The 25,985-nt window shown below is 42.0% G+C and carries 22 protein-coding genes; 18 read left to right on the top strand and 4 right to left on the bottom strand.

The features are described from left to right. Nucleotides 1-10: 10 nt before the first annotated feature. Entirely contained in the window at nucleotides 11-712 is a 702-nt protein-coding gene (locus BLW31_RS07150) for an iron-sulfur cluster assembly scaffold protein (protein ID WP_005677723.1), read from the bottom strand. Nucleotides 713-949: 237 nt separating this feature from the next. Between BLW31_RS07150 and BLW31_RS07145 the strand changes: the two genes are divergently transcribed. The 9 genes from BLW31_RS07145 (at nucleotide 950) to BLW31_RS07110 (ending at nucleotide 9,712) form a co-directional block, all read left to right on the top strand. Beyond that, complete coding sequence (locus BLW31_RS07145; protein ID WP_008760491.1) at nucleotides 950-1,354, top strand: HsmA family protein; 405 nt, start codon at nucleotides 950-952, stop codon at nucleotides 1,352-1,354. Nucleotides 1,355-2,113: 759 nt separating this feature from the next. Continuing rightward, the gene (locus BLW31_RS07140; protein ID WP_029425470.1) at nucleotides 2,114-2,614 is read left to right on the top strand and encodes a DMP19 family protein; all 501 of its coding nucleotides are present in this window, start codon (nucleotides 2,114-2,116) and stop codon (nucleotides 2,612-2,614) included. Between the two features lie 82 nt (nucleotides 2,615-2,696). Beyond that, nucleotides 2,697-3,485 (top strand): hypothetical protein, encoded by a 789-nt coding sequence (locus tag BLW31_RS07135; RefSeq protein ID WP_029425471.1) that lies wholly within the window; start codon nucleotides 2,697-2,699, stop codon nucleotides 3,483-3,485. A gap of 26 nt (nucleotides 3,486-3,511) precedes the next feature. Beyond that, nucleotides 3,512-4,057 (top strand): Yip1 family protein, encoded by a 546-nt coding sequence (locus BLW31_RS07130; RefSeq protein ID WP_029425472.1) that lies wholly within the window; start codon nucleotides 3,512-3,514, stop codon nucleotides 4,055-4,057. Nucleotides 4,058-4,066: 9 nt separating this feature from the next. Continuing rightward, nucleotides 4,067-4,519, top strand: a complete 453-nt coding sequence (gene smpB, locus BLW31_RS07125) for an SsrA-binding protein (RefSeq protein ID WP_008760495.1) — start codon at nucleotides 4,067-4,069, stop codon at nucleotides 4,517-4,519. Nucleotides 4,520-4,608: 89 nt separating this feature from the next. Further along, entirely contained in the window at nucleotides 4,609-7,356 is a 2,748-nt protein-coding gene (metH, locus tag BLW31_RS07120; protein WP_010537472.1) for a methionine synthase, read from the top strand. A 12-nt stretch (nucleotides 7,357-7,368) separates the two neighbouring features. Next, nucleotides 7,369-7,968 (top strand): nitroreductase family protein, encoded by a 600-nt coding sequence (locus BLW31_RS07115; protein WP_008760498.1) that lies wholly within the window; start codon nucleotides 7,369-7,371, stop codon nucleotides 7,966-7,968. Nucleotides 7,969-8,039: 71 nt separating this feature from the next. Beyond that, nucleotides 8,040-8,165, top strand: a complete 126-nt coding sequence (locus BLW31_RS25030; protein ID WP_008766705.1) for a symporter small accessory protein — start codon at nucleotides 8,040-8,042, stop codon at nucleotides 8,163-8,165. Further along, nucleotides 8,162-9,712, top strand: coding sequence for a sodium:solute symporter family protein (locus BLW31_RS07110; protein WP_008760499.1), 1,551 nt, complete (start codon nucleotides 8,162-8,164; stop codon nucleotides 9,710-9,712). The genes BLW31_RS25030 and BLW31_RS07110 overlap by 4 nt, the downstream gene beginning before the upstream one ends. Nucleotides 9,713-9,806: 94 nt before the next feature. Here the strand turns inward: BLW31_RS07110 and BLW31_RS07105 are convergent, their stop codons facing one another. Both BLW31_RS07105 and udk read right to left on the bottom strand, forming a co-directional pair. After that, nucleotides 9,807-11,195: an MltF family protein gene (locus BLW31_RS07105; protein WP_029425473.1), complete on the bottom strand. Its 1,389-nt coding sequence runs from the start codon at nucleotides 11,193-11,195 to the stop codon at nucleotides 9,807-9,809. A gap of 17 nt (nucleotides 11,196-11,212) precedes the next feature. Continuing rightward, complete coding sequence (gene udk / locus BLW31_RS07100; RefSeq protein WP_008760501.1) at nucleotides 11,213-11,830, bottom strand: uridine kinase; 618 nt, start codon at nucleotides 11,828-11,830, stop codon at nucleotides 11,213-11,215. 101 nt (nucleotides 11,831-11,931) lie between these two features. Here udk and BLW31_RS07095 point away from each other — a divergent pair, with 101 nt between their 5' ends. Both BLW31_RS07095 and BLW31_RS07090 read left to right on the top strand, forming a co-directional pair. Continuing rightward, on the top strand, nucleotides 11,932-12,231 hold the full coding sequence (locus BLW31_RS07095) for a Dabb family protein (RefSeq protein ID WP_008760502.1): 300 nt from the start codon (nucleotides 11,932-11,934) through the stop codon (nucleotides 12,229-12,231). A gap of 15 nt (nucleotides 12,232-12,246) precedes the next feature. After that, nucleotides 12,247-14,301 (top strand): protein-disulfide reductase DsbD family protein, encoded by a 2,055-nt coding sequence (locus tag BLW31_RS07090; RefSeq protein WP_010537475.1) that lies wholly within the window; start codon nucleotides 12,247-12,249, stop codon nucleotides 14,299-14,301. Nucleotides 14,302-14,396: 95 nt separating this feature from the next. Here the strand turns inward: BLW31_RS07090 and BLW31_RS07085 are convergent, their stop codons facing one another. Next, the gene (locus BLW31_RS07085; RefSeq protein WP_010537476.1) at nucleotides 14,397-15,101 is read right to left on the bottom strand and encodes a pirin family protein; all 705 of its coding nucleotides are present in this window, start codon (nucleotides 15,099-15,101) and stop codon (nucleotides 14,397-14,399) included. Nucleotides 15,102-15,293: 192 nt separating this feature from the next. On the opposite strand from BLW31_RS07085, the gene BLW31_RS07080 reads away from it, so the two are divergent. From BLW31_RS07080 to BLW31_RS07050, 7 genes are all read left to right on the top strand, one after another. Beyond that, on the top strand, nucleotides 15,294-15,896 hold the full coding sequence (locus BLW31_RS07080; protein WP_010537477.1) for an RNA polymerase sigma-70 factor: 603 nt from the start codon (nucleotides 15,294-15,296) through the stop codon (nucleotides 15,894-15,896). An 84-nt stretch (nucleotides 15,897-15,980) separates the two neighbouring features. Next, nucleotides 15,981-16,967: a FecR family protein gene (locus BLW31_RS07075; protein WP_010537478.1), complete on the top strand. Its 987-nt coding sequence runs from the start codon at nucleotides 15,981-15,983 to the stop codon at nucleotides 16,965-16,967. Nucleotides 16,968-17,179: 212 nt separating this feature from the next. Then, nucleotides 17,180-20,620 carry a TonB-dependent receptor gene (locus tag BLW31_RS07070; protein ID WP_010537479.1) on the top strand — a complete coding sequence of 1,147 codons (3,441 nt, stop codon included), beginning with the start codon at nucleotides 17,180-17,182 and terminating at the stop codon, nucleotides 20,618-20,620. 24 nt (nucleotides 20,621-20,644) lie between these two features. Further along, nucleotides 20,645-22,036 carry a RagB/SusD family nutrient uptake outer membrane protein gene (locus tag BLW31_RS07065; protein WP_008760507.1) on the top strand — a complete coding sequence of 464 codons (1,392 nt, stop codon included), beginning with the start codon at nucleotides 20,645-20,647 and terminating at the stop codon, nucleotides 22,034-22,036. Nucleotides 22,037-22,063: 27 nt separating this feature from the next. Continuing rightward, nucleotides 22,064-24,031 (top strand): outer membrane protein assembly factor BamB family protein, encoded by a 1,968-nt coding sequence (locus BLW31_RS07060; protein ID WP_010537480.1) that lies wholly within the window; start codon nucleotides 22,064-22,066, stop codon nucleotides 24,029-24,031. A gap of 6 nt (nucleotides 24,032-24,037) precedes the next feature. Then, a complete protein-coding gene (locus BLW31_RS07055) occupies nucleotides 24,038-24,919 on the top strand; it encodes a sugar phosphate isomerase/epimerase family protein (protein ID WP_010537481.1) in 882 nt (293 codons plus the stop codon). A gap of 1 nt (nucleotide 24,920) precedes the next feature. Continuing rightward, on the top strand, nucleotides 24,921-25,979 hold the full coding sequence (locus BLW31_RS07050) for an MBL fold metallo-hydrolase (protein WP_010537482.1): 1,059 nt from the start codon (nucleotides 24,921-24,923) through the stop codon (nucleotides 25,977-25,979). Nucleotides 25,980-25,985 lie beyond the last annotated feature (6 nt).

The raw sequence follows: 25,985 nt of genomic DNA, 5'->3' as shown, positions 1-25,985 counted from the left end.
CCTCCTTATATTATTCGTGACGTGGATCAATGTGTTTAACTGCTCCCTGTTCTGCTGTTACACGACCATAAGTACCTGTAACTTTCTTCAATGCTTCGTTAGCATCAGTTCCCTTCTTGATTTCATCCATGAATTTACCCATGTGAACGAATTCGTATCCACAGATTTCATCATTCTTATCCAAGAAGATATTTTTGATGTAACCTTCAGCCATTTCAAGGTAACGAGGACCTTTAGCCAAAGTACCATAAAGGGTACCTACCTGGCTGCGCAGACCTTTACCTAAGTCTTCCAGACCTGCACCGATAATCAAACCACCTTCAGAGAAAGCAGACTGAGTGCGTCCGTAAACGATTTGCAGGAAGAGTTCGCGCATAGCTGTGTTGATTGCGTCGCAAACAAGGTCAGTGTTCAGTGCTTCGAGGATTGTTTTACCCGGAAGGATTTCAGCAGCCATAGCAGCTGAGTGAGTCATACCGGAACATCCGATAGTCTCAACTAAAGCTTCCTGGATAACGCCTTCTTTAACATTCAGTGTCAGTTTACAAGCACCCTGCTGAGGAGCACACCAACCGATACCGTGTGTCAAACCTGAAATATCAACGATTTCTTTAGATTTTACCCATTTGCCTTCTTCGGGTATGGGAGCCGGTCCGTGGTTAGGACCCTTCTTTACAACACACATGTGTTCCACTTCGTGTGAATAAGTCATAATTAGCTCTTTTTTTAGTGATATAATTAAAAATACGTAGTCACGATTCTCTAAATCGCCCACAAAGGTAGTCGATTTATTTGTTTCTGCAAATCGCCATATCTTACTTTTTTGTGAAAAGTGACAAATCCGTTTACGTTTTTTCTTCGTTTGCTAAGTCGGGATTGCATTTGTGAAAGATTGCTATGCGTCGAACTATCTATTCGTTGCTTTGTTGTTATCTGAAATATAAATTTTATGGAACTCAATCAGGTTGATATACATTATTTGATAGCGGCAATCTGCGTTATTTCATCTGCATTGGTATTTTATACTATCGGTGTATGGGGAGAAAGGCTGCAAAAGAAACTGAAGTTATGGCATATTATTTTCTTTCTTTTAGGATTGGTGTCCGATGCAGTCGGGACCAGCCTGATGGAACATATTGCCGAATTAACGCATTTGCATGATGAAATCCACACGGTAACGGGGACGATTGCCATTCTTCTGATGTTTGTACATGCTTCATGGGCGATATGGACTTATGTGAAGGGATCTGCCGAGGCGAAAAGGCATTTTAATCGTTTTAGTATCGTCGTTTGGTGCATTTGGTTAATACCTTATTTAATAGGTATGGCTATAGGAATGCATTTACATGCATAAATAGTTATATGTTTTTGCATTAGATAGACTTAAAAGAGTTCCTTCTTTCAGCTAACTCTTGCAAAGAAAAAAATATTTTAGTCTCACGGTCTCACTGTTTTTGTGTAATCTACATATAATTAGTATATTACAGAATGAGAGATACTTCTCAAATAGGTATCTCTCATTATTTTCTCCCTAGAATCGCTTCATTTCAGTCTATCCCTCACTCTTTTTGGGGGTATCTCTCATTCCATTTCTTTGCCTTTTACGTAAGTAGTTGCCAAATGGATCTCGCATCTTGGTTGCTGTTTACTTGTTGTTTATATATTATGTTACTTATCTCTATGGCATTTGATGCCTTTATTCGTGTGTTATTTTACCGACATCTTCATCGTTCCACCCGGGTGAACCGATCGTTGCACCCTTGTAAACAGGTCTGCGCACCTAGGTAGACATGCTTGTTCACCCGGGTGGAACGATGAAGAACTCCCTTTGAAAATACGACAATAATAGTTGTAAAGCAGGTTATTATAGGGTTGTTTGCATACTATTGAACGGTAAACGAAATGTGCTTAAAGGCTTTTCCGGGAAAGGGAAAGTATATCGGTATGCAATTATCTGGCGGATATCGGAAAGCAGAATGAGATACCCTGTTTTCATGGGTTTGAATTAAATTAATTCCGCCAACAGGTATGTTTTAGTGAGAATGTAGCGGTATTACTAGATAGATATAGAATAAAATTAGTAGCTTTGCTGAATAATTTATTGAACAAAGCTATGATAGAAGTTATGGAGTCCGCTTTACAGAAAGCTGCGGGCGAAGGAATGGATGAATTTATCCAGGTATTTACTGATAAATATAAGGAAGTAATCGGTGGTGAATTGACTGCTGACACAATGCCGTTGTTGACAGGTGAACAGCATTCATTGCTGGCTTATCAGATTTTTCGTGATGAAATAATGTTCGGCGGATTCTGTCAGTTGATTCAGAACGGTTATGGCGGATATATCTTTGATAATCCTTTTGCAAAAGTGATGCGCCTGTGGGGGGCGGAAGAGTTCTCTAAATTGGTATATAAAGCCAAGAAGATATATGATGCCAACCGGAAGGATTTGGAAAAAGAACGGACGGATGATGAATTCATGGCGATGTATGAGCAATATGAGGCTTTTGATGATTTGGAAGAGGCATATTTAGATATGGAGGAACAAGTGACAACACTGGTTGCCAGCTATGTAGATAATCACCTGGAACTTTTTGCAAAAATAATAAAGTAAACGATGCAGTATTTTTTAAGTATCTGCATTTATTAATTGTGAATTAGAATTTATATCTTTGCAAACTCTAAAAAATATGTTTATGAAACAAATGAAATTTTTATTAGTAGCTTTAATGACGGTTTTAATGGGGATGTCTGTTACTTCTTGTATGAATGGGGATGATAATACGATATATACCGGACCTGCGTTCGCTAAATGTACAAACTATTTTCCTGCTACATTTGAATTGGCTAATGGGCAGAAATTAGTTGTGAATGAATTGTCAATGCCTAACTTGAATATAGGAGAGATCTATTTCTTTTACTATCAGTTTGACACAGCGCAACAGCCAGGGAATTCTCAGACTCTTGATGTAACACTTTATGCAGGAAGTACTCCGACTTCTATTAGTGCAAAATCTAATGAAGGACCAGAGGAACTTAGGGAAGATTATAATAAAGCTAATGCCCCTTTGTATACATTCAATAGTGATACATCGACTCAGCCGGGAATTCTTTTTAATGAATATCTTGTGATTCCTATTATGTATTGGGTAAAAGTAGAGAGTACAGACGAAAAGCAGAAAGAAGAACTTAATAAGCATTCTTTTATACTTACTTATGACTTTACAAATGTTAAATCGGGAGATACTACTCTTGAATTAACACTTAACCATGTGATAAAAGATGGTTCAGAAGAAGGTGTAGAGCGTAATAAGTATACTTCTACTTATAAAGCATATAAGTTGGATAGGGCTATTTCTGACTTCAAAGCTGCAGGTGGAGCAGAACCTACTAAAATTATAGTAAATGCAAAGACCAACTCCTCAAAGAATTCTTTGGATGGTGCCGCAAATTCAACGTGGAGTGAAACACTTAAAACAAATTGAACTACAAAGAATTATTTAATATAGCAATGAAATTGATTTCCTCTCCGGCCAAGGCCTGGGAGGAAATTTCTATGGAAGAGGATAGGCGAAAAGTTTTTATGGCTTTTGTCTATCCTATGATTGGTTTATGCGGTTTGTCCGTCTTTATCGGCTCTTTGCTGACGAATGGATGGGGAGGACCGCAAAGTTTTCAAATAGCTATGACCAATTGTTGTGCCGTAGCTGTGGCATTGTTTGGTGGTTACTTTCTGGCGGCCTATGCAATTAACGAAATGGGAGTAAGAATGTTTGGTATGCCTGCCAATGCTCCGTTGACACAACAGTTTGCCGGATACGCACTTGTTGTCCCCTTCTTGCTTCAGATTGTGACCGGACTTTTACCTGATTTTAGAATTATTGCCTGGCTATTTCAGTTCTACATTGTCTATGTAGTATGGGAAGGAGCTCCCATATTGATGCAAGTGGAGGAAAAAGTACGATTGAAATACACCCTTTTCTCATCAGTTTTGTTAATACTATGTCCGACGGTGATTCAATTTGTATTTAGTAAGTTGATAGCCATACTTAATTAATGTGTAAAGATGAAACAACCTTCTGTAAATATCAAGAATAAACGTGCTACATTTGACTATGAGTTGATGGATACCTACACGGCAGGTATCGTATTGACAGGCACGGAAATTAAATCCATTCGTTTAGGAAAGGCAAGTCTGGTGGATACGTTTTGTTATTTTGCGAAAGGCGAATTATGGGTAAAGAATATGCATATCGCCGAGTATTTCTATGGTTCGTACAATAATCATACAGCTCGTAGAGACAGAAAGTTGTTGCTTAATAAGAAAGAATTGGAGAAAATTCAACGGGGAATGAAAGACCCCGGTTTTACTACCGTTCCTGTGCGTTTGTTCATCAACGAAAAAGGTTTGGCGAAACTGGTCGTTGCTTTGGCGAAAGGTAAAAAACAGTACGATAAACGGGAATCAATTAAAGAAAAAGATGACCGCAGAGACATGGCCCGAATGTTTAAGCGATAAGATGGCTTTATAGCGTAATAGTAAGATAAGATCGTGATAGGTCTAAGATAGGCAGAGTGACAATTAGGTGTTAATGTAATAAGGTAAAAATGAAAAAGACAATTTCTCAGATTGTATCCGAGCGTATTCTGATTCTGGATGGCGCAATGGGCACAATGATCCAACAATATAATCTTAAAGAAGAAGACTTTCGTGGTGAACGTTTTGCGCATATTCCCGGTCAGTTGAAGGGGAATAATGATTTGTTGTGCCTGACCCGCCCCGATGTCATTCAAGATATCCATCGTAAATATCTGGAAGCAGGTGCGGATATTATCGAGACCAATACATTCAGTTCTACAACTGTCTCAATGGCGGATTATCATGTAGAGGAATATGTGCGCGAAATCAATCTTGCCGCTATCAGACTGGCACGTGAACTGGCGGACGAATATACGGCAAAGAATCCGGATAAACCGCGTTTTGTTGCAGGCTCCGTTGGACCTACTAATAAAACCTGTTCCATGAGTCCGGATGTGAACAATCCGGCGTTTCGTGCCTTGTCTTATGACGAACTGGCTGCCTCTTACCAGCAGCAAATGGAAGCCATGCTGGAAGGTGGGGTGGATGCCATTCTTATCGAAACCATATTTGATACGCTGAATGCGAAAGCTGCCATTTTTGCAGCCGGACAGGCTATGAAGGTGACAGGAATAGAAGTTCCTGTTATGTTGTCTGTGACGGTATCCGATATCGGCGGACGTACATTGTCCGGACAGACTTTGGAAGCTTTCCTTGCTTCTGTGCAGCATGCCAATATATTTTCAGTCGGATTGAATTGCTCCTTTGGTGCCCGTCAGTTGAAGCCTTTTCTTGAACAGTTGGCTTCGCGTGCACCTTATTATATCAGTGCTTATCCTAATGCGGGCCTTCCGAATAGTCTGGGGAAATATGACCAGACTCCCGCAGATATGGCTCATGAAGTGAAGGAGTATATTCAGGAAGGATTGGTTAATATTATCGGTGGTTGTTGTGGTACGACAGATGCCTACATTGCAGAATATCAGGCACTGATAGCAGGTGCCAAACCTCATGTTCCGGCACCCAAACCGGATTGTATGTGGCTTTCCGGACTCGAACTGCTGGAAGTGAAACCGGAAATCAACTTTGTGAATATAGGTGAGCGTTGCAACGTAGCAGGCTCACGCAAGTTTCTTCGTCTGATTAATGAAAAGAAATATGATGAAGCCCTTTCCATAGCTCGTCAGCAAGTAGAAGACGGAGCTTTGGTTATTGACGTTAATATGGATGATGGTCTGCTGGATGCCCGGACTGAGATGACTACTTTTCTGAATCTCATCATGTCCGAACCGGAAATAGCCCGTGTACCTGTTATGATCGACTCTTCCAAATGGGAAGTGATCGAAGCCGGATTGAAATGCCTGCAAGGCAAATCAATCGTAAACTCGATCTCTCTGAAGGAAGGGGAGGAAGTATTTCTGGAGCATGCCCGGATCATCAAGCAATATGGAGCGGCAACTGTCGTGATGGCTTTTGATGAAAAAGGACAGGCGGATACTGCTGCCCGCAAGATAGAAGTGTGCGGACGTGCATATCGTCTGCTGGTTGATAAAGTTGGATTCAATCCTCATGATATTATTTTCGACCCGAATGTGCTTGCGGTGGCTACAGGAATCGAAGAGCATAACAATTACGCCGTAGACTTTATAGAAGCTACCGGATGGATCAGGAAGAATCTTCCCGGTGCACACGTCAGCGGAGGAGTAAGTAATCTTTCTTTCTCTTTCCGTGGCAATAATTATATTCGTGAAGCAATGCATGCGGTATTCCTTTATCATGCCATCCAGCAAGGGATGGATATGGGAATCGTCAATCCGGGAACTTCCGTACTCTACAGTGATATTCCTGCAGATACGCTGGAAAAAATAGAGGACGTTGTCTTGAATCGTCGTCCCGATGCTGCCGAGCGTCTGATAGAACTGGCGGAAGCATTGAAAGAAACGATGGGCGGTACTTCCGGTCAGACAGCTGTGAAGCAGGATGCATGGAGAGAAGAATCCGTACAAGAGCGTTTGAAATATGCTTTGATGAAAGGAATCGGTGATTATCTGGAACAGGATTTAGCGGAAGCTTTACCTTTATATGATAAAGCTGTAGATGTAATTGAAGGTCCGTTGATGGATGGAATGAATTATGTCGGCGAGCTTTTTGGCGCAGGAAAAATGTTCCTGCCTCAGGTCGTGAAGACTGCCCGTACTATGAAGAAAGCCGTAGCTATACTGCAACCGATCATTGAATCAGAAAAAGTGGAAGGATCATCTTCTGCCGGAAAAGTTCTGCTTGCCACCGTAAAAGGGGATGTGCACGACATCGGAAAAAATATAGTTGCCGTCGTAATGGCGTGCAACGGTTATGATATAGTTGACTTGGGAGTGATGGTTCCGGCAGAAACCATTGTTCAGCGTGCCATCGAAGAAAAAGTCGATATGATCGGTTTGAGTGGCTTGATCACACCTTCTCTGGAAGAAATGACTCATGTGGCTGCCGAACTGGAGAAAGCCGGACTGGATATTCCTCTGTTGATTGGCGGAGCCACTACTTCAAAGATGCATACGGCACTGAAAATCGCACCTGTATATCATGCACCGGTTGTACATCTGAAAGATGCTTCTCAGAATGCCAGTGTTGCTTCCCGGCTGTTGAATTCGCAGATGAAAGCCGAACTGATTAATGAGTTAGATGCAGAATATCAGGCACTTCGTGAGAAGAGCGGACTATTACGCCGTGAAACAGTATCGTTGGAAGAAGCCCAGAAAAATAAGTTAAACCTATTTTAAAGACTTGTCACAATGAAAAAGATTTTTTCTTTCTTGTGTATGCTCATGGCAATGACTGCTATGATCTCGTGTTCTTCCTCAAAAGAGGAAAAAGGAACAACCGGCACCGGAAATGTCGCTTTGGATAATATCTTTGAGCGTAAGAGCGTGCGTACTTACTTGAATAAAGGGGTAGAGAAAGAGAAAATTGATTTAATGCTTCGTGCAGGGATGTCTGCTCCATCGGGAAAGGATGTTCGTCCCTGGGAGTTTGTGGTTGTTTCCGACCGTGCGAAACTGGATTCGATGGCGGCGGCTCTTCCTTATGCCAAAATGTTGACACAAGCCCGTAATGCGATTATTGTCTGTGGTGATTCTGCCCGTTCTTTTTATTGGTATTTAGACTGTTCTGCTGCAGCACAGAATATTTTGCTGGCTGCTGAAAGTATGGGGCTGGGTGCTGTATGGACAGCTGCTTATCCGTATGAAGATCGTATGGAAGTCGTTCGCAAATATACCCACCTGCCCGAGAATATTCTTCCTCTTTGTGTCATCCCTTTCGGCTATCCTGCAACAAAAGAGCAGCCGAAACAGAAATATGACGAGAAAAAGATACATTATAATCAGTATTAGTAAACAAAAGTTTTGTCTTTTCAATAAATTCCTTACATTTGCGGCTTAATTGATTAAAATCTGATACGCAAATGTTTGGAATAGATGACCCTTTTATAGTCTTGCCATATATCCTCTCAGTGATATGTGTGATTTTTGCTGCCTGGTTTGGGCTGAAATATTGGAATAAGGACGACGATAAAGACGAAACGCGATGAATACATTTACTCTTGGCTTGATTGTGATAGCTTATCTGCTGTCATTGGCCTACCTCGGTTTTTTAGGATATAAGAAGACTACGAATACCAGTGATTATCTGGTTGGCGGACGTCAGATGAATCCGATAGTGATGGCGCTTTCTTATGGTGCTACGTTTATCTCTGCGTCTGCTATAGTTGGTTTTGGCGGAGTAGCGGCTGCTTTCGGTATGGGTATTCAGTGGCTGTGTTTCCTCAATATGTTTGTCGGGGTAGTTATCGCCTTCATATTCTTCGGTTTGCGTACGCGGCGCATGGGAGCAAAACTGAATGTCAGCACTTTTCCGCAGTTATTAGGCCGTCATTTTCGTTCCCGTAATATACAGGTGTTCATTGCAGCCGTCATATTTATAGGCATGCCGCTGTACGCTGCTGTGGTAATGAAAGGGGGCGCTGTATTTATTGAACAGATTTTTCAGATTGATTTTAATATATCTCTGCTGATATTTACGTTAGTCATTGCTGCGTATGTGATTGCGGGAGGAATGAAGGGGGTGATGTATACGGATGCTTTACAGGCAGTTATCATGTTTGGCTGTATGTTGTTCCTGTTGTTCTCTTTGTATCAGGTGCTTGGCATGGGTTTTACGGAAGCAAACAAGGAATTGACAAATATAGCCCCTCTGGTTCCGGAAAAGTTCAAGGCATTGGGGCATCAGGGATGGACCGCAATGCCTGTGACAGGTTCTCCGCAGTGGTACTCATTGGTTACCTCTCTTATTTTGGGAGTAGGAATCGGTTGCCTTGCACAGCCTCAGTTGGTGGTACGTTTTATGACGGTAGAAAGTAGCAAACAGTTGAATCGTGGCGTATTTATCGGTTGTTTTTTCCTGATTATAACGGTAGGAGCTATCTATCATGCCGGTGCATTAAGCAATCTTTTCTTCTTGAAGACAGAAGGAGCCGTTGCCACGGAAGTGATACAGGATATTGATAAAATCATTCCTTATTTCATCAATAAAGCTATGCCGGACTGGTTTGCCGCTTTGTTTATGCTCTGTATCCTTTCTGCAAGTATGTCTACGCTTAGTTCGCAGTTCCACACAATGGGAGCATCGGTTGGTTCTGATATTTATGGTACTTATAAGCCCCGTTCTCGTGGCAAATTGACAAATGTGATTCGTTTGGGAGTACTTTTCTCTATTTTGGTCAGCTATATTATTTGTTATATGCTGCCTCACGATATTATCGCTCGCGGAACTTCTATTTTCATGGGTATCTGTGCTGCTGCATTTCTTCCTGCCTACTTTTGTGCATTGTACTGGAAGAAAGCGACGAAACAGGGAGTTATGGCAAGTCTCTGGGTAGGAACTTTAGGCAGTGCTTTTGCATTAATATTCCTTCATCAGAAAGAAGCTGCCGCAATGGGAATATGTAAATTCCTGTTTGGCAAGGATGTATTGATTGAGACATATCCGTTTCCGGTAATTGACCCTATTCTCTTTGCATTACCATTGTCTATACTGGCTATTGTTGTGGTTAGCCTTTTGACGGGCAGAAACAAGTAGTAAATAAGTAATAGGTAATAAGTAATAGGTAATAAGCCGTGCGGATACACTATTGATAAGCTACGGTTATTACCTATTACCTGATACTTATTACTTATTTTATCTTTTTTTTGTACGATTCGAACCGGGACTGAATATCACGTACGAAGTTGAACGTTTCTATGCCACGGAAATATCCATTTTTACAAACAGGATCGGTGAAGTATTCCTCATTGCTTTTGAGCAGAATGAAGTTTTCGACATTATCTTTCCATACGAGGTTATTCTTTCCGTATTTTTTTGCTAATGCCATGGCGTCGTAGATATGTCCTAGGCCGGCATTGTAAGAAGCCAGTATGAAGTTGAGCCGTTCCTGTTTGTCAGGGATCATATTGAAACTTCGGTCTGTGGCGGCAATGTATTTAACGGCTGCTTTTATACTTTCTTCCGGGTTTTGTTCTTTACCTACGGGTACGCCCATTGCGCGTGCAGTGGCAGGCATCAATTGCATCAATCCTTTGGCTCCTGCCCAAGATACGGCTGTTGTGTCAAAGTTTGATTCTGTATAGGCGAGGGATGCCAGCATTCGCCAGTCCCATCCGATCTCTTGGGCGTATTTCTTGAATAAATCGTCGTAATGTGATATTTTTCCTTCTTTAAGTGAAAGAATAGGAGAGTGGGGCATCATTTTACTATTCTCGAAGTAACGCTTCATACTTGCCGTATAGGCAGGAGAGGTCATATTTTCTTTATGCCAGTTTGTGGCGGCGGCTGCCAGTTCGGGACTGTCTTTTCGTACAGCCCATGAAGAACGCTGGTCAAAACTGATAGAAAGATCGATATTCAGATTGGGATAGTAAGTTTTATTCAGTTTGGCTAAATCATTATCGGCTACGGTATAGGGAATCTTACCTTGTGCTACCTGGGTGATTAAGTCTTCCGTGGTAACGCTATCTCCCGTTATCTTATGAATATGGATACCACCTCCCAGTTCGTTGTTCAGATTCACGAGGCGATCGTAATATTTGCCTGGTTTGACATATATATCTTTGCCGATAAGTTCCGTTACATCTTTCAATGGTTTATGCTTTCCATTTCCTTGCTGGACGATAACCTGATGGGTGATTATGTCTTCTCCGCAATACAAAAGGCTGTCTTTCCATTCTTTGGTAATCGGCAGGTTGTAGGCGATCATATCTCCTTCGCCTGACTGTAATTTCTGAATCAATTCACGGACATTTCTGGCTACCTCGATTCTGAGTTTCAGTCCCAGACTTTTAGCGAACTGTTCACTGAGTTCGTATTGGAATCCCATTTCCTGTCCGCGATAAATGAAATATGAAGTAGAACTATAGAGTGTCAGCACTACCAGTTCCCCACTGTCTTTAATCTGCGGAAGATCACGTGCCGTTTCATTCTTTTCGCCATGATGTTTGTTCCGGCATCCGAATACACAGCACAAAAGTATAAGAAACAAGGGGAGGATCAGTGTCTTGGCACTCATTCTGAACTCTTTATCTTTCATTCTTCATTTTTCAAATGTTTCTTGATATACATTGTCAATATATCGATAGCTACGGCATTGCTGCCGCCTTCCGGAACGATAAGGTCCGCATAGCGTTTGCAGGGTTCGATGAATTGCAGGTGCATCGGCTTCAGAACGCGGGTATAGCGTTCCATGACAGCTTCCGCTGTCCGTCCTCTTTCGATGACATCCCTTTGGATGACACGTATCAGGCGTTCATCGGGATCGGCATCTACAAATATCTTTAGGTCCATCATATTGCGTAGCTTCTTGTCGCACAAGGCAAGGATACCTTCAATAATGACGACTTCACGAGGCTCGATGTGGATGGTTTCCGGTTGGCGGGTACAAGTCAGATAAGAATAGGTCGGCTGCTCGATGCTTTTTCCTTCTTTCAGCATCATCACATGTTTGGAAAGCAAGCTCCATTCAAAAGCATCCGGATGGTCAAAGTTGATATTCTGACGTTCTTCAACCGGCACGTGACTACTGTCTTTGTAGTATGAATCCTGAGGTAATAGTACTACTTCTCCAACGGGGAGGCTTTCTATTATTTTTCGTACGACGGTGGTTTTTCCGGAGCCCGTTCCACCTGCTATTCCTATTATTAACATCTCTTTATAGTGTTATTTGAACCAAATAGAGTAATTTTGCATTAGTAATGTAATGCATTGACAAGACAAATATAGAAACAATTCATTAAAATAACAACGTAATGGTGAAACACATTGTATTATTTAAGTTAAAAGACGAAGTTCCCGAAGCGGAGAAACTCGTAGTGATGAATAAATTTAAGGAAGCTATCGAAGCGCTCCCCGCCAAGATTTCAGTGATCCGTAAGATTGAGGTCGGACTGAATATGAATCCGGGAGAGGCTTGGCATATAGCTCTCTATAGCGAATTTGACACGCTGGAGGATGTGAAGTTCTATGCAACACACCCTGATCATGTGGCAGCCGGAAAGATTATAGCTGAAGCAAAGGACAGTCGTGCATGCGTGGATTATGAATTATAACCCCCAATAATGAAAATGAGAAAATTAATTTCTTTTCTGCTTTTAAGCTTTGTAGCCTATACATTGCAGGCGCAGATTAAAGATCCGGTAAAGTTTAAAACAGAACTGAACTCTCTTTCTGATACAGAAGCGGAGATCGTGTTTACGGCTGCCATTGATAAAGGGTGGCATGTTTATTCTACCGATCTTGGAGACGGAGGACCTATTTCTGCCACATTTAATGTGGAGAAGAAGTCCGGTGTAGAACTGGTAGGTAAATTGAAGCCTGTCGGCAAGGAAATAGCTACTTTCGACAAACTGTTCGAAATGAAAGTGCGCTATTTCGAGAATACTGCCAAATTCGTGCAGAAAGTGAAGCTGACTGGTGGGGCTTATGCGATAGAAGGTTATCTGGAATATGGAGCCTGCGACGATGAGAGTTGTCTGCCTCCGACAGAAGTTCCTTTTAAGTTTTCGGGTGAAGCAAAGGCCGGAACTACGGCTGCTCCTGTAGCCAAAGCTGATAAGCCGGAGACAAAAGAGGCGGAAGAGGTAACTGCTTCTGCTGCGTCCAAAGACTCTGCTGCGATGATGGAACTGGTTCCTGCTTCTGCTACGGATGCAAATGCCGATATTCAACCTGCTGTAGCTTCCGGTGACCTTTGGCGTCCGGTAATCAGTGAATTGCAGGCACTGGGCGAGGAACATACTCAGGGAGATATGTCCTGGATTTATATTTTCGTGACAGGTTTCCTGGGTGGATTACTGGCTCTGTTCACTCCTTGTGTATGGCCTATTATCCCGATGACAGTCAGTTTCTTTCTGAAACGTAGCAAAGATAAGAAGAAAGGTATTCGTGATGCGTGGACTTATGGTGCTTCCATTGTCGTTATTTATGTGGCATTAGGACTGGCTATCACACTGATATTTGGTGCCAGTGCGCTCAATGCTTTATCGACGAATGCTGTCTTTAATATCCTTTTCTTCCTGATGCTGGTAATCTTTGCCGCTTCATTTTTTGGAGCGTTTGAGATTAGATTACCGTCAAAGTGGGGCAATGCGGTAGATAGTAAAGCGGAATCGACTACCGGTCTGCTGAGTATCTTCCTGATGGCATTTACACTTTCACTGGTATCTTTCTCTTGTACAGGTCCGATTATCGGATTCCTGCTTGTACAGGTTTCTACTACAGGAAGTGTGGTGGCTCCGGCTATCGGTATGTTGGGTTTTGCCATTGCATTGGCATTGCCGTTCACACTCTTTGCTCTGTTCCCGTCATGGCTGAAATCTATGCCGAAGTCGGGCGGATGGATGAATGTGATCAAAGTGACGTTAGGATTTCTGGAACTGGCATTTGCGCTTAAATTCCTGTCGGTTGCTGATCTGGCTTATGGCTGGAGGTTACTCGACCGTGAAACCTTCCTCGCTCTGTGGATTGTCATCTTTGCATTGCTGGGTTTCTATTTGCTTGGTAAAATCAAGTTTCCGCATGACGATGATGACAATAAGGTGGGAGTGACTCGTTTCTTTATGGCACTTATTTCTCTGGCGTTTGCCGTATATATGGTTCCCGGTTTGTGGGGAGCTCCGTTAAAAGCCGTGAGTGCTTTTGCTCCTCCTATGCATACGCAAGACTTTAATCTGTATAAGAATGAAGTACATGCGAAATTTGATGACTACGATCTGGGTATGGAGTATGCACGTCTGAATGGCAAACCAGTGATGCTTGACTTTACAGGCTATGGATGCGTGAACTGTCGTAAGATGGAAGCCGCTGTATGGACGGACCCGAAAGTGAGTGATCTGATTAATAATGATTATGTGCTGATTACTCTGTATGTGGATAATAAAACTCCGTTGACCGAACCTGTGAAAATCGTAGAGAACGGTAAGGAACGTACTTTGCGTACAGTCGGTGATAAGTGGAGCTATCTGCAACGTGTGAAGTTTGGTGCTAATGCACAGCCTTTCTATGTATTGCTGGATAATCAGGGAAGTCCTTTGAATAAGTCTTATGCTTACGATGAAGACATTCCCAAATATATTGAATTCCTGCAAACTGGACTGGAGAATTATCGGAAGGAAAAATAATCCGAAGATATAACTATCAATGAGAAACGGTCTCACTCTGTAGAGTGGGACCGCTTCATTTAAATAGAATAGAATAAAACTAGAAATAATATTTTTTACATGGGTACTTCCATTACCAGAAGTTTGGTTCCTTTGGTAGCGCGGATAGAGAAACTTTTGGTATCCCATATTCCGATGCCGTCACGTTTGGCCAGATGTTCATCGGCCACGCTGATCTCTCCTTCTATCACAAACAGATAAGCTCCGTTACCTTCCTGATGCATACAATATTCGATGCTTCTTTCCGTATCGAAGTCTCCCATAGAGAACCAGGCATCCTGTTTGATGGAGGCCGGTGTCTTGCCGTTCGGTGAAATGATCAGAGATAACTCGTTCGGTTTCAGCAGCGGACGTATATCGAAATTGTTATATTCGGGTTTCGTATTCTCGATTCGGGGGAATACCCATATTTGCAGGAATTCCAATTGTTCCTCATCGCTGTCGTTATACTCACTATGATAGATACCACTGCCCGTACTCATCACTTGGATATCACCGGGAGTAATCGTTTTCGTATTTTGTACACTGTCGCCATGTCTCAGATACCCTTTCAACGGAATGGAAATTACTTCCATATTTTTATGTGGATGAGTATCAAATCCCATCGACGGGTCTACACTGTCATCATTCAGCACTCGCAAGGCTCCGAAATGGATTCTTTCCGGATTGTAATAGTTGGCAAAACTGAATGTGTGGTGGGTTTTGAGCCAGCCATGATTAAAATAGCCTCTTGATGAAGCTCTGTCGATTACTTTTTTCATAATCTTCCTTTCTTTTTTATAGAACTTTGTTGTGTGCTTTGTTCGCACTTTTATAATAGGACAACAATTAAAGAGTACACAAAGTTCTCGGCCGGAAACTCAATAAGAAAGAAGGTTATTTTTTTATTTCAGAAAAAATACATACGTTTGTAACATCATAACAATACCTTTGTGCCCAAAAGTAAAGAAAATATGTACGCAACAGACACGCTTATGGACGAACGGGAGTTAGTTCTCCGTCTGATAGACGGCGATGAGGATGCCTTTTGCGAACTCTATGCCGCCTATAAGAATCGCTTGCTGTATTTTGCGATGAAGTTCGTCAAATCTCGTGAGTTTGCCGAAGATATTTTTCAGGACGCGTTTACGGTTGTATGGCAAAGCAGGCGTTTTATCAATCCGGATGCGTCTTTCTCCTCCTATTTATATACGATTGTACGCAATCGTATTCTTAATCAGATACGGGATATGGCGAATGAAGATAAGTTGAAAGAGCATATCCTTTCTCATGCGGTTGATTCGGCCAATGAAACGAATAATAAAATATTGTTCGATGATTTGAAGGATGTCGTTAGCCGCGCACTGGAACAATTGACTCCCCGTCAGCGTGAAGTCTTTAATATGAGCCGCGATTTGCAGATGTCCCATAAAGAAATTGCCGAAGCGCTGGGAATCTCTGTCAATACCGTACAGGAGCATATTTCTGTTTCGTTGAAAGTGATTCGTGCCTACTTGACTAAATATTCGGGTACTTCTGCTGACATATTGCTGATTCTACTTTGTCTGAATTTATAATAAATGTTAATCATACCCTAGCTGTTTCCTGCCTTTGTGTATTACTAATACGAAGGGGAGAAATCAGCACCCTTATTTGAATATATGATGAAAGATACGAAGACAGAAAAAAACAAATTACGTCGCTATCTGGATGATATGTACATCCGGGAGGAAGCATCGCAGTTACTGGAAAGTATGAGAGATGCTGACCATAAAGATATATTGGATGAGTTGTCTGCCGAAGTCTGGGAGGAATCCGTCAGCCAGCAGCCTGTTACTGACTTGGAGCGTGAGAAGTATAAAAAGGAGGCTCGCCAGTTGCTGAAACATATTGAACATAAGAAACGTACCTGGTTCCGTCGGGTAATGACGATTGCAGCCAGTGTGGCGGCTGTAATAGCCATCGTGACAGGAAGTATCAGCTATTTCCGGTATATGAGTGAGCAGCAGATAACTTTCGCTGAAATCTCAACCTCTTTTGGAGAGAAGAAACGGGTGGAATTACCGGACGGAACTATATTAGTGTTGAACTCTTGTTCACAAGTACGTTATCCTGATTCTTTTCAAGGGGATATCCGGAAAGTGGAACTGGAAGGAGAAGGATATTTCAGGGTTGCCCATAATGAAGATATGCCGTTTATTGTACAGACGAAGCGACTGGATGTTCGTGTTTTGGGAACTCGGTTTGATGTAAAATCTTACTCTACGGATGAAATCGTATCGGTAAGTGTAGAGAGTGGCAAAGTACAGGTTGATCTGCCGGAAGCAATGATGCGATTGACTGCAAAAGAACAAGTTCTGATAAATACCGTTTCCAGTGAATATAGTAAGAAGAAGGAAGAACGTGGGGTAGCAGTCTGGATCAAGGGAAGCCTGCGTTTTAACAGTACTCCGATCCGGGATGTGGCAAAAGAACTGGAACGTGTTTATAATTGTCAGATAACCTTTGCTTCCGGACAGGAATTTGATAATCTGATTACCGGTGAACATGACAATAAGAGTCTGGAGTCCGTACTTAAATCCATCGAATTTATCAGTGATATCAATTATAAGAAAGAAGGCAGGAATATACTTCTTTATAAAAAATGAGAATTAAAAAATAGATCAATGTTTAACCCGTTAATAAGGACAGAATGAAAGCATCACCCTCATAGAAACTCCCTAAAAAGATAGAAGCACTCCTAAGGAATGCTTCTATCCGCAACCCGGACGGATATTCATTCGCTTCGACCCAAATGAATAACGTATCGCACGTTGCTTGTTTTTAATAACTTTAGTCAATTACTAAAACGCACAAATTTATGAATAATCTTCTTATTTGTAAAGGAAAAAGTAGAAATAGCTGCTCGTTTTTAGCTTTTTTACTATTCACCTTCCTTTTAGTTGCTCCGACTGCTGCTCAGACATTGAAAGAGAACAACATTACGCTCCGTGTACAAAACGAGCCGGTAGAAAATGTTTTCAATAAAATCAGTGAACAGACCAACTTTAAATTTATCTACGATCAGGAAACGGTAAATAACGCTCCGCATGTTTCTTTTGATGTAAAAAACGCTACGCTTAAACAAATTCTGGGAGTGATAACTACTCAGTCAAAACTTTATTTCAATAGGACCGATAATACAATTGCTGTCAGTAAACAGCCGCTTAAAGAAGAAAGCGCTCAACGTACACGTACCGTTCAGGGAGTGGTTGTAGATGATAAGGGAGAGCCAGTTATTGGTGCCAGTGTCCAGATCAAAGGAGAGGGCAGTGGTACGATTACCGATATGGACGGACGATATTCGTTGATGAATGTACCGGAATCGGCTACATTGACAATTTCCTATATTGGCTATAAGACCGTCAGCCTTTCTGCAAAAGATAAGAATACGGCTAAGATTACGTTGACCGAAGACAGCAAGATGATCGATGAAGTAGTAGTGGTAGGATATGGTGTACAGCGGAAACGGGATGTGTCTACTTCCATCTCTTCCGTGAAAGCCGAGCAGATTGCGGAGGTTTCTGCTTCCGACTTTCGTCAGGCATTAGCTGGAAAGATGCCGGGAGTGCAAGTGACTCAGCCGAGCGGTGACCCGGAAGGAAGTGTCAGTATCCGTGTTCGTGGTATCAGTACAGTCAATGCGGGGAGTGATCCTCTCTATATCATTGACGGTGTACCTGTGGAGCGTGGCTTTGCCAATCTGAATAATAATGATGTCGAGTCGGTAGAGGTACTTAAAGATGCTTCGTCTGCTGCGATTTATGGTAGCCGCGGATCAAATGGGGTAATTATTATCACTACCAAACAAGGGCAGTCGGAAAAAATGAAAGTACAATATGATGGATATTATGGTATCCAGAGTGTTTCGAAAAAACTTCCGATGTTGAATGCTTATCAGTTTGCGGAGTTTGCCAAAGACGGGCATGATAATTCTTATCTGGATGCTAATCCCGGTGGTTCACCCAATGACCCTAATGGTATGCGTCCGAATTCATGGGAACGGATTCCTGCAGAACTTTTTCCTTATCTGAACGGCGATCAGGGATTAACGGACACAGACTGGCAGGATGCAATTTTCCGTAGTGCGGCTACAACCAGCCATAATGTTTCTATCTCCGGCAGAGGAAAGACCGTTGGTTATTTTATTTCTGCCAATTATTATGATAAAGAAGGTATTATCATCAATTCTGATTTCAAGAAATATAGCATGCGTATGAATCTGGACGGAAAATATAAAAGACTGAAATTCGGTCTTAATTTCTCTCCTTCTTATTCGACTTCCAATCGGGTGGATGCTTCCGGATCGAATGGTATTGTTCAGTCGGCCTTGATGATGCCTCCTGTGTGGCCGGTATATAATTCCGACGGTAGTTATAACTATCAGGGAAATGGCTATTGGAGAATTGGCAATGACTATCAGCACAATGCGGTATTAAACCCTGTGGCAATGGCCAATCTGCAATCGGACGTAGTAGACCGTATGGCAATTGTAGGGAAAGTCTTTGCCGAACTGGAACTTTTCAAGGGACTTACTTATAATATTTCTTTCGGTGGTGATTATTATGGTTCTCATAATGATCAGTATCGTTCGTCAGAACTACCCTTACTGGGCCAGAAATATTATGATATCAAGTCGAACCCTACTGCATACAGCTCCTCCGGTTTTTATTTTAATTGGCTGATTGAGAATAAGATTAATTATAATACAGTGATTAATGAAGATCATTCGATTAATGCGGTTCTGGTGCAATCTGCACAAAAAGAAACTTATAAAGGAGATAATGTGACGGCTACCGATTTTCCGAATGATTATATACAGACGATCTCCGGTGGAACAGTTATAAAGGGGGCGTCTGATAAGACCCAATGGTCGATTGCTTCCTATCTGGCTCGTGTGCAATATAGTTATAAAGGTAAATATATGGCTTCCGGAGCTATTCGTGTGGATGGTTCTTCCCGTTTCGGAAAAAATAACCGCTGGGGATATTTCCCGTCCGCATCATTGGCATGGAGAGTTAGCGGGGAGGATTTCTTCACGAAGGCGAAATTTCTCTCCTTTGTAGATGACTTGAAAATCAGAACCAGTTATGGTGTTACAGGTAACTTTCAGATAGGCAACTACGATCATCTATCATTGATGGCTCTTGATAATTATATACTGGGTACGGGTAACGGGCAACTGGTACAAGGTTATAAGCCCAATACAATTAAGAATGATGATTTAAGCTGGGAAAAGAATGCAATGGTCAATGTCGGTGTGGACCTGCAAATGTTCAAAGGATTATTGGGGATAACAGTTGATTACTATAATACCAATACCTCCAATATGTTGCTGAATGTTCCTGTTCCTCATCTGACCGGATACAGCACTGCCCTGATGAATATTGGAAAAGTAAATAACCGTGGTTGGGAAATAGCCTTGACATCTCAGAAAAATTTCACCAAAGACTTTGGGTATTCTTTTAATGCCAACTATGCTACGAATACCAATGAAGTAAAAGCTCTTGGTCCGGGAAATGCTCCCATTATCTCTACCGGAAGCGTAGATCATGCTTATTATATCACAAAAGTAGGCGAACCGATCGGATGTTACTATTTGCTGGTGCAGGACGGTATCTTTTCCAACGAAGAAGAATTGAAGAAATATCCTCATTTCAGCAATACTCAGCCGGGAGACTTCCGTTTTGTAGATGTGGATGGAGACGGTGTGATGGACTTGGACAAAGACCGTACAATAGTAGGTAACTATATGCCCGACTTCACCTATGGATTTGGTGGTAAAGTATGGTATAAAGGCATTGATCTTGACTTTAACTTCCAGGGAGTTTACGGTAATGAGATTCTGAATCTGAATCGTCGCTATATTGATAATCTGGAAGGAAACACCAATGGTACCACGATTGCCCTGAATCGCTGGAAAAGTGCGGATAACCCCGGAAATGGTCAGGTGAACCGTGCCAACCGCAAATCGAAAGGTTATAATGGCCGTACTTCAACCTGGCATCTGGAAGATGGTTCTTATTTGAGATTGCAGAATGTAACGTTAGGATATACTTTGCCTCAGAATCTGACACGTCGTTTCTTTGTGGAGAAGTTGAGAGTCTATGTCTCCGGACAGAACCTTTGGACATCTACCAACTACGGTGGATACAATCCGGAAGTAAATGCACGTCCGAGCAATTCACTTTCGCCGGGTGAAGATTACGGAACATATCCGCTGGCGAAAACTTTCTTGTTTGGATTAAATATAACACTTTAGTCATCCTTAAAAAATATACGGTATATGAAAATATATAGACAAATCCTATTCTTGGCAACTGCTTTTGTATCAGTGGCCTGTACAGATAGCTTTTTCGACTTGGAGCCAAGTAGCAGTGTGCCTACAGATAAAGTATACAAGACAGCAGACGATTTTAATGTAGCAGTGATCGGCTGTTATTCTAAATTGCAGGGACAGGTTTCCTACTTCACGGAATGCTGCGAATATCGGAGTGACAACCTGTCGTTGAGTGCTCCTACTGCCGGAACACAAGACCGTTATGATATAGATCAGTTTGCGGATAAAGCCTCTAATGGAATATTGGAATCCGCCTGGGCGAATTTTAATAACGGAGTATATCGCTGTAATTTGGTATTGGACAAAATAGACGCAGCTGACTTTGATGCTACGTTGAAGAAACAATATAAAGGGGAAGCGCTTTTCGTGCGTGCTCTTACTTATTTTAATATGTATCGCTTGTGGGGTGGAATTCCGATGACTGATAAAGTGGTGACGGTGGCTGAAGCTCTTAAAATCGGAAGAAGCTCAGAGCAGCAGGTCTTTGATTTTCTTACCGGCGATTTGAATCAGGTTATCAATGAGAATATGTTGCCTTCTTCTTATACGGGTACTGATACGGGACGTGCGACCTCCGGTGCTGCAATGGCATTGCTGGGAAAGATTTATCTGACTTTCCATAAGTGGACAGAGGCACGCAATGTACTTTCGCAACTGATAGGCAGATATTCTTTGATGCCCACACCGGATAAAGTATTTGATGTCGATAATAAAATGAACGATGAAATCATTTTCGCAGTGCGCTTTAATAAGGACGTTGAGGGTGAAGGACATGGCTATTGGTTTTCAATTATCAACCTGACAGATGATACTAACCAGACAAAGGCTTTGAAGGAGTGCTATAAAGACGGTGATAAACGCAAAGACCTGATCACTTATGTGAAAGTAGAAGATAAAGTCTGCGTAATGAATAAATTCAAGGATTTGAAAAGTGCGACATACAATACCGTCGGTAACGATCAGATTATTCTTCGTTATGCCGATGTACTGTTAATGTATGCCGAAGCACTGAACGAAATCAGCTATAGCAACTCTCAGACTTCTGATGCAATGGTTGCTTTGAATGCGGTACATACCCGTGCCGGCTTATCTCCGGTTCAGATTACGGAACTGGCAGATCAGGATAGTTTCCGTAAAGCCATTATGCTGGAACGCCAACAGGAATTTCCTTATGAGGGACACCGTTGGTTTGACCTTGTTCGCATGGGAGGTGCCAAGGAAGCTATGAAAGCGGAGGGACATACAATTCAGGATTTCCAGTTTCTGTATCCTATTCCTAAAACGGAATTGGAAAGAATCAACAATACTGAGTTGTTGTGGCAGAATCCGGGGTATTAATATGGTTAAACTTAAAGAATTCAGACGATGAAAAAAATAATATATAGCTTGTTGTTTGTCATTACGGCAGTTTGTGCAGCTTGTGACGAAGAACTGCCAAAAGCAAGTTTTGATTTATATGAATTAAAGACGCTTACGGCAACGGCCGGAGATATGAATGTGGCACTTTCCTGGGAAGCATATCCGGACGCCCGTCCTGATGAATATCTTATTAGCTGGACTTCGGGCTCTTCGGAAGCGGAAGGAGGGCAAATGACTGTGGAGGCTGAGGCTTCCGGTGCAACTGTCAGTGATCTTGTCAATGATGTTGCTTATACATTCTCCGTACAACCTCGCTATACCGGAGGACTGGCGAGTAAGCGATCTGCTTCTTGTACGCCAAAGAATGCAAGATATCCGGTGACTGGTCTGACTGCGTCAGCAGGAGACAAGAAAGTCCGGCTGAGATGGAAGAAGCCTGCCAGCGAACGGTTTACGAATTATCAGATTACCGTAAGTCCCGGCAATCAGGTTATCAAATTGGATGACACAACATTGGAAGAATATATGGTTGAAGGGTTGACTAATGATCAGGAGTATAAGTTTGATGTTGTTTGTATTTATCCGATGGGGAATTCTGTTTCGGCGGAAGCGGTGGCTACTCCGGGAATTATTTATCCGGTAGCAGTCAATACGGAATTGGTTGTCTGGGAGTCTGCTGTCTTTGCTTATAACGATATGTATTTTACTGGTGGCAATGTTAAATCCGTCAGTTGGGATTTTGGTGATGGTACTGCTTCTGCTGAAGCGACTCCATCGCATGCTTTTGCTGCTACTGGAACTTATACAGTTACTATTACAGTAACATATACGAATAATACGACGGAGTCAGGAAGTGTGGAAATTAATGTTGTCGGATATAAATGGGATAGTCTGAATCTGAATTTTAACGGATTAACAGGATATGTCAAGACGTCCAATCCTGTATTCTCCCCAGATGGAAAGACGATGTATATTCCGACTTCAACGCCTGCCGGGCATTTGTTTGCCTTAGATGTAGTCAGCGGCGAATTCAAATGGGTATTTGCCATTGATAAAATAACTTATGGCGGCGGTGCATTAGTGGGGTCTGACGGTACTATCTATCAGTGCGTGAGAGATGCTTCTATCAAGAATGTGTATGCCATAAATCCGAATGGTACTCAGAAATGGTCATTGCAATTAGACGGACCGATAGGTGCGTTCCCTGCTTTGTCTGCTGATGGTGTACTCTATTGTTTGACTAATAAAAGTACGTTATATGCACTCGATGTTGCGAATGGTGCGATTAAATGGCAACAATCTCTTGATGGGACAACAGGCAGTGCAGTGGCTATTGATAGAAACGGAAATATCTATGCAGGTACCAGTGAAGCTATTTATGCTTTCAGCGCAAATAAGGAAGAACTTTGGAAACTCAGTGGTGTCAATGTGACGGAGCAGGGAACTTTTGCTTTGAATGGCAACACGCTTTACGCAACTTTGAAGTCAAAGGCTGGACTTGTTGCTGTTGATATCACGAACGGAACCAAAAAATGGACCTATCCGACAACAGGCGGTGATGCTTATTTCCCTATCGTAGATAAGAAAGGTGTTGTTTACTTTACTGAAAAAGGCTCGCAAACAGTTTACGCCGTAGACGCTGACGGTTCAAAAGTATGGGTGAAGAAGGTAAATAATAACCTGAACTACAGTGGTGCTGCGTTGAGTACAGATGGTGTTCTTTATATCGGAACGCAGTCAAATAATAAGATTTTCGGACTTAATACGGCAGATGGAAGTACTGTTTATGAAGAATCTGTGGGTCAACAGGTAATGGCGTCCGTTTCGATTGGTCCGGACAAGCGTCTTTATTGTGGTACTATTGGAGCGAGCAATATAGGTTCTATAAAAGCGTTTGACATTAATAAAACGTTGGAAACAGATTCCTGGAGTATACGGGGTGGAGATATTCAAGGTACAAACCGACAAAAATAAACGGTGATGAGAAAATTGATTTTTATCGCATTTATGGTGATGTCTGTTTGTGGATATGCGCAGAAATATGAAGTAGGTACTACGACAGCAGTGTGGAAAGCACCTGCTGCTGCCGACTTCCTTCATGCAAAAGCGACTGGTGTGAAGTATGTCGAGGTGGCCTTTAATCAATGTTATAGGGGAGTTCCTGTCGATGAAGTGATTCCACGTATAAAGGAAATGAAAGCGAAGATAGACAGTGCGGATATCGAAGTCTGGTCTATTCATCTTCCTTTCTCCCGAACGCTGGATATCTCAGTTCTGGATGATCGGTTAAGGAAGGAAAATGTAGATTTTATGGCAGAGATGATAGAATTGTGTGCCATGTTTCAACCGACTTGCCTGGTTTTGCATCCAAGTTCGGAACCGATAGCCGATAGTATTCGGGCGCAACGGATTGCCAATGCTTCGGAGTCTATTGCTTATCTGAAGAAATATGCTGATAGGATTGGCGCTCAACTTTGTATAGAGAATCTGCCCAGAACCTGTTTGGGAAATACTCCGGAGGAACTTATGAGGATTGTCGGAGATATCCCGGACGTAAAAGTGTGCTTTGATACAAATCACTATACCAAAGGCACGACAGAGCACTTTGTGGCAATAGTAGGTAGCCGTATCGGCACTATACATGCTTCAGATTTTGATTTGGTGAACGAATGCCACTGGCTTCCTACACAGGGAAATATAAAATGGGGAAAGTTGATGTACGATTTGGAGAAGACCGGATATAAAGGCGTTTTCATGTATGAAGCGACGAAGGATCACGAAAATAATAATGTGAGACCTGCTCTTGAACGGATTGCAGAGACCTTCGATAAAATAATTGATGACTATAAAACACTGAAATAATATGAATAATATAAGAAGAATACAATATTTCCTGTTTTGCCTGCTGGCAATAGGACTTGCAAGTTGTAGTGACGATGATAATAATGATAAGAAGACCGGGTACGAAGGAATTCTTGCGGAACTGGCAGCAAAGGTAGATGCCACTACCCAACAGTTATGGGGAACTTCTCCATCAATTGTAAATACTGAACGTGCCGATGCTTTGAGCACTATTCAGGGATATGCCGATAAATGTCTGGATGACTATTTTATCAGTTTTCTGAATGGTTTTGATCAGGCAAGTATGAGTATGGAGAAGAGTGAACCGATCTTATACTATTACCGGAGTGCTTTTGACCGGGTGATGGACGGAATTAAAAACTCCAAAGTAGAGAATGGCACAGCAGAAATCTGGTTGCTTTATAACATGGGATATATAGTTAAGACTCCTTCCGGATGTTTTGCTATTGATATTTCTCATCGCTGGGCGAAGGAACTTGCACCCTATATCGACTTCCTTTGTGTGACGCATAAGCATTCTGATCATTATAGTACAGATTTGATTCAGGCGATGTTTGATTTGGGTAAGCCGGTATTATCCAATTATTTGAAGGACACCACTTATCCCTACACGGCAAAGGGAGATAAAGATTATGAAATAGGTAAATTTAAAATCCGTACTTGTATTACCGATCATAATAATTCCGGATTATCCAATTTCGTAACTATCTTCCAGATAGACTGTGGAGATGATGCTGGAAATTTCGTCTTTATGCATGTCGGTGATTCCAATTTTAAACCGGAACAATATACAAACATTGCGCCACATGTCAATGTCTTGATTCCCCGCTATGCTCCTAATGCGCTGACTGAGAATAATATTTTAGGTACCGGAGCGGGACAGGTACAGCCGGATTATGTTCTGTTATCTCATATTCTGGAAATGGCTCATGCAGGTGTTGATGCATCCAGATGGTCATTGGACATGGCACTAGAACGGGCGTCCAAGATTAACTGTGACCAGACCTATGTGCCTATGTGGGGAGAAAAGATGGTCTGGAAGAACGGTAAGCTGAACTAATAATTT

Origin of the sequence: Bacteroides faecis MAJ27 (assembly GCF_900106755.1) — a bacterium.
GTDB classification, from domain to species: domain Bacteria; phylum Bacteroidota; class Bacteroidia; order Bacteroidales; family Bacteroidaceae; genus Bacteroides; species Bacteroides faecis.
The sequence above is the reverse complement of the archived record's forward strand: the minus strand, read 5'-3'. Positions and strand labels throughout refer to the sequence as shown.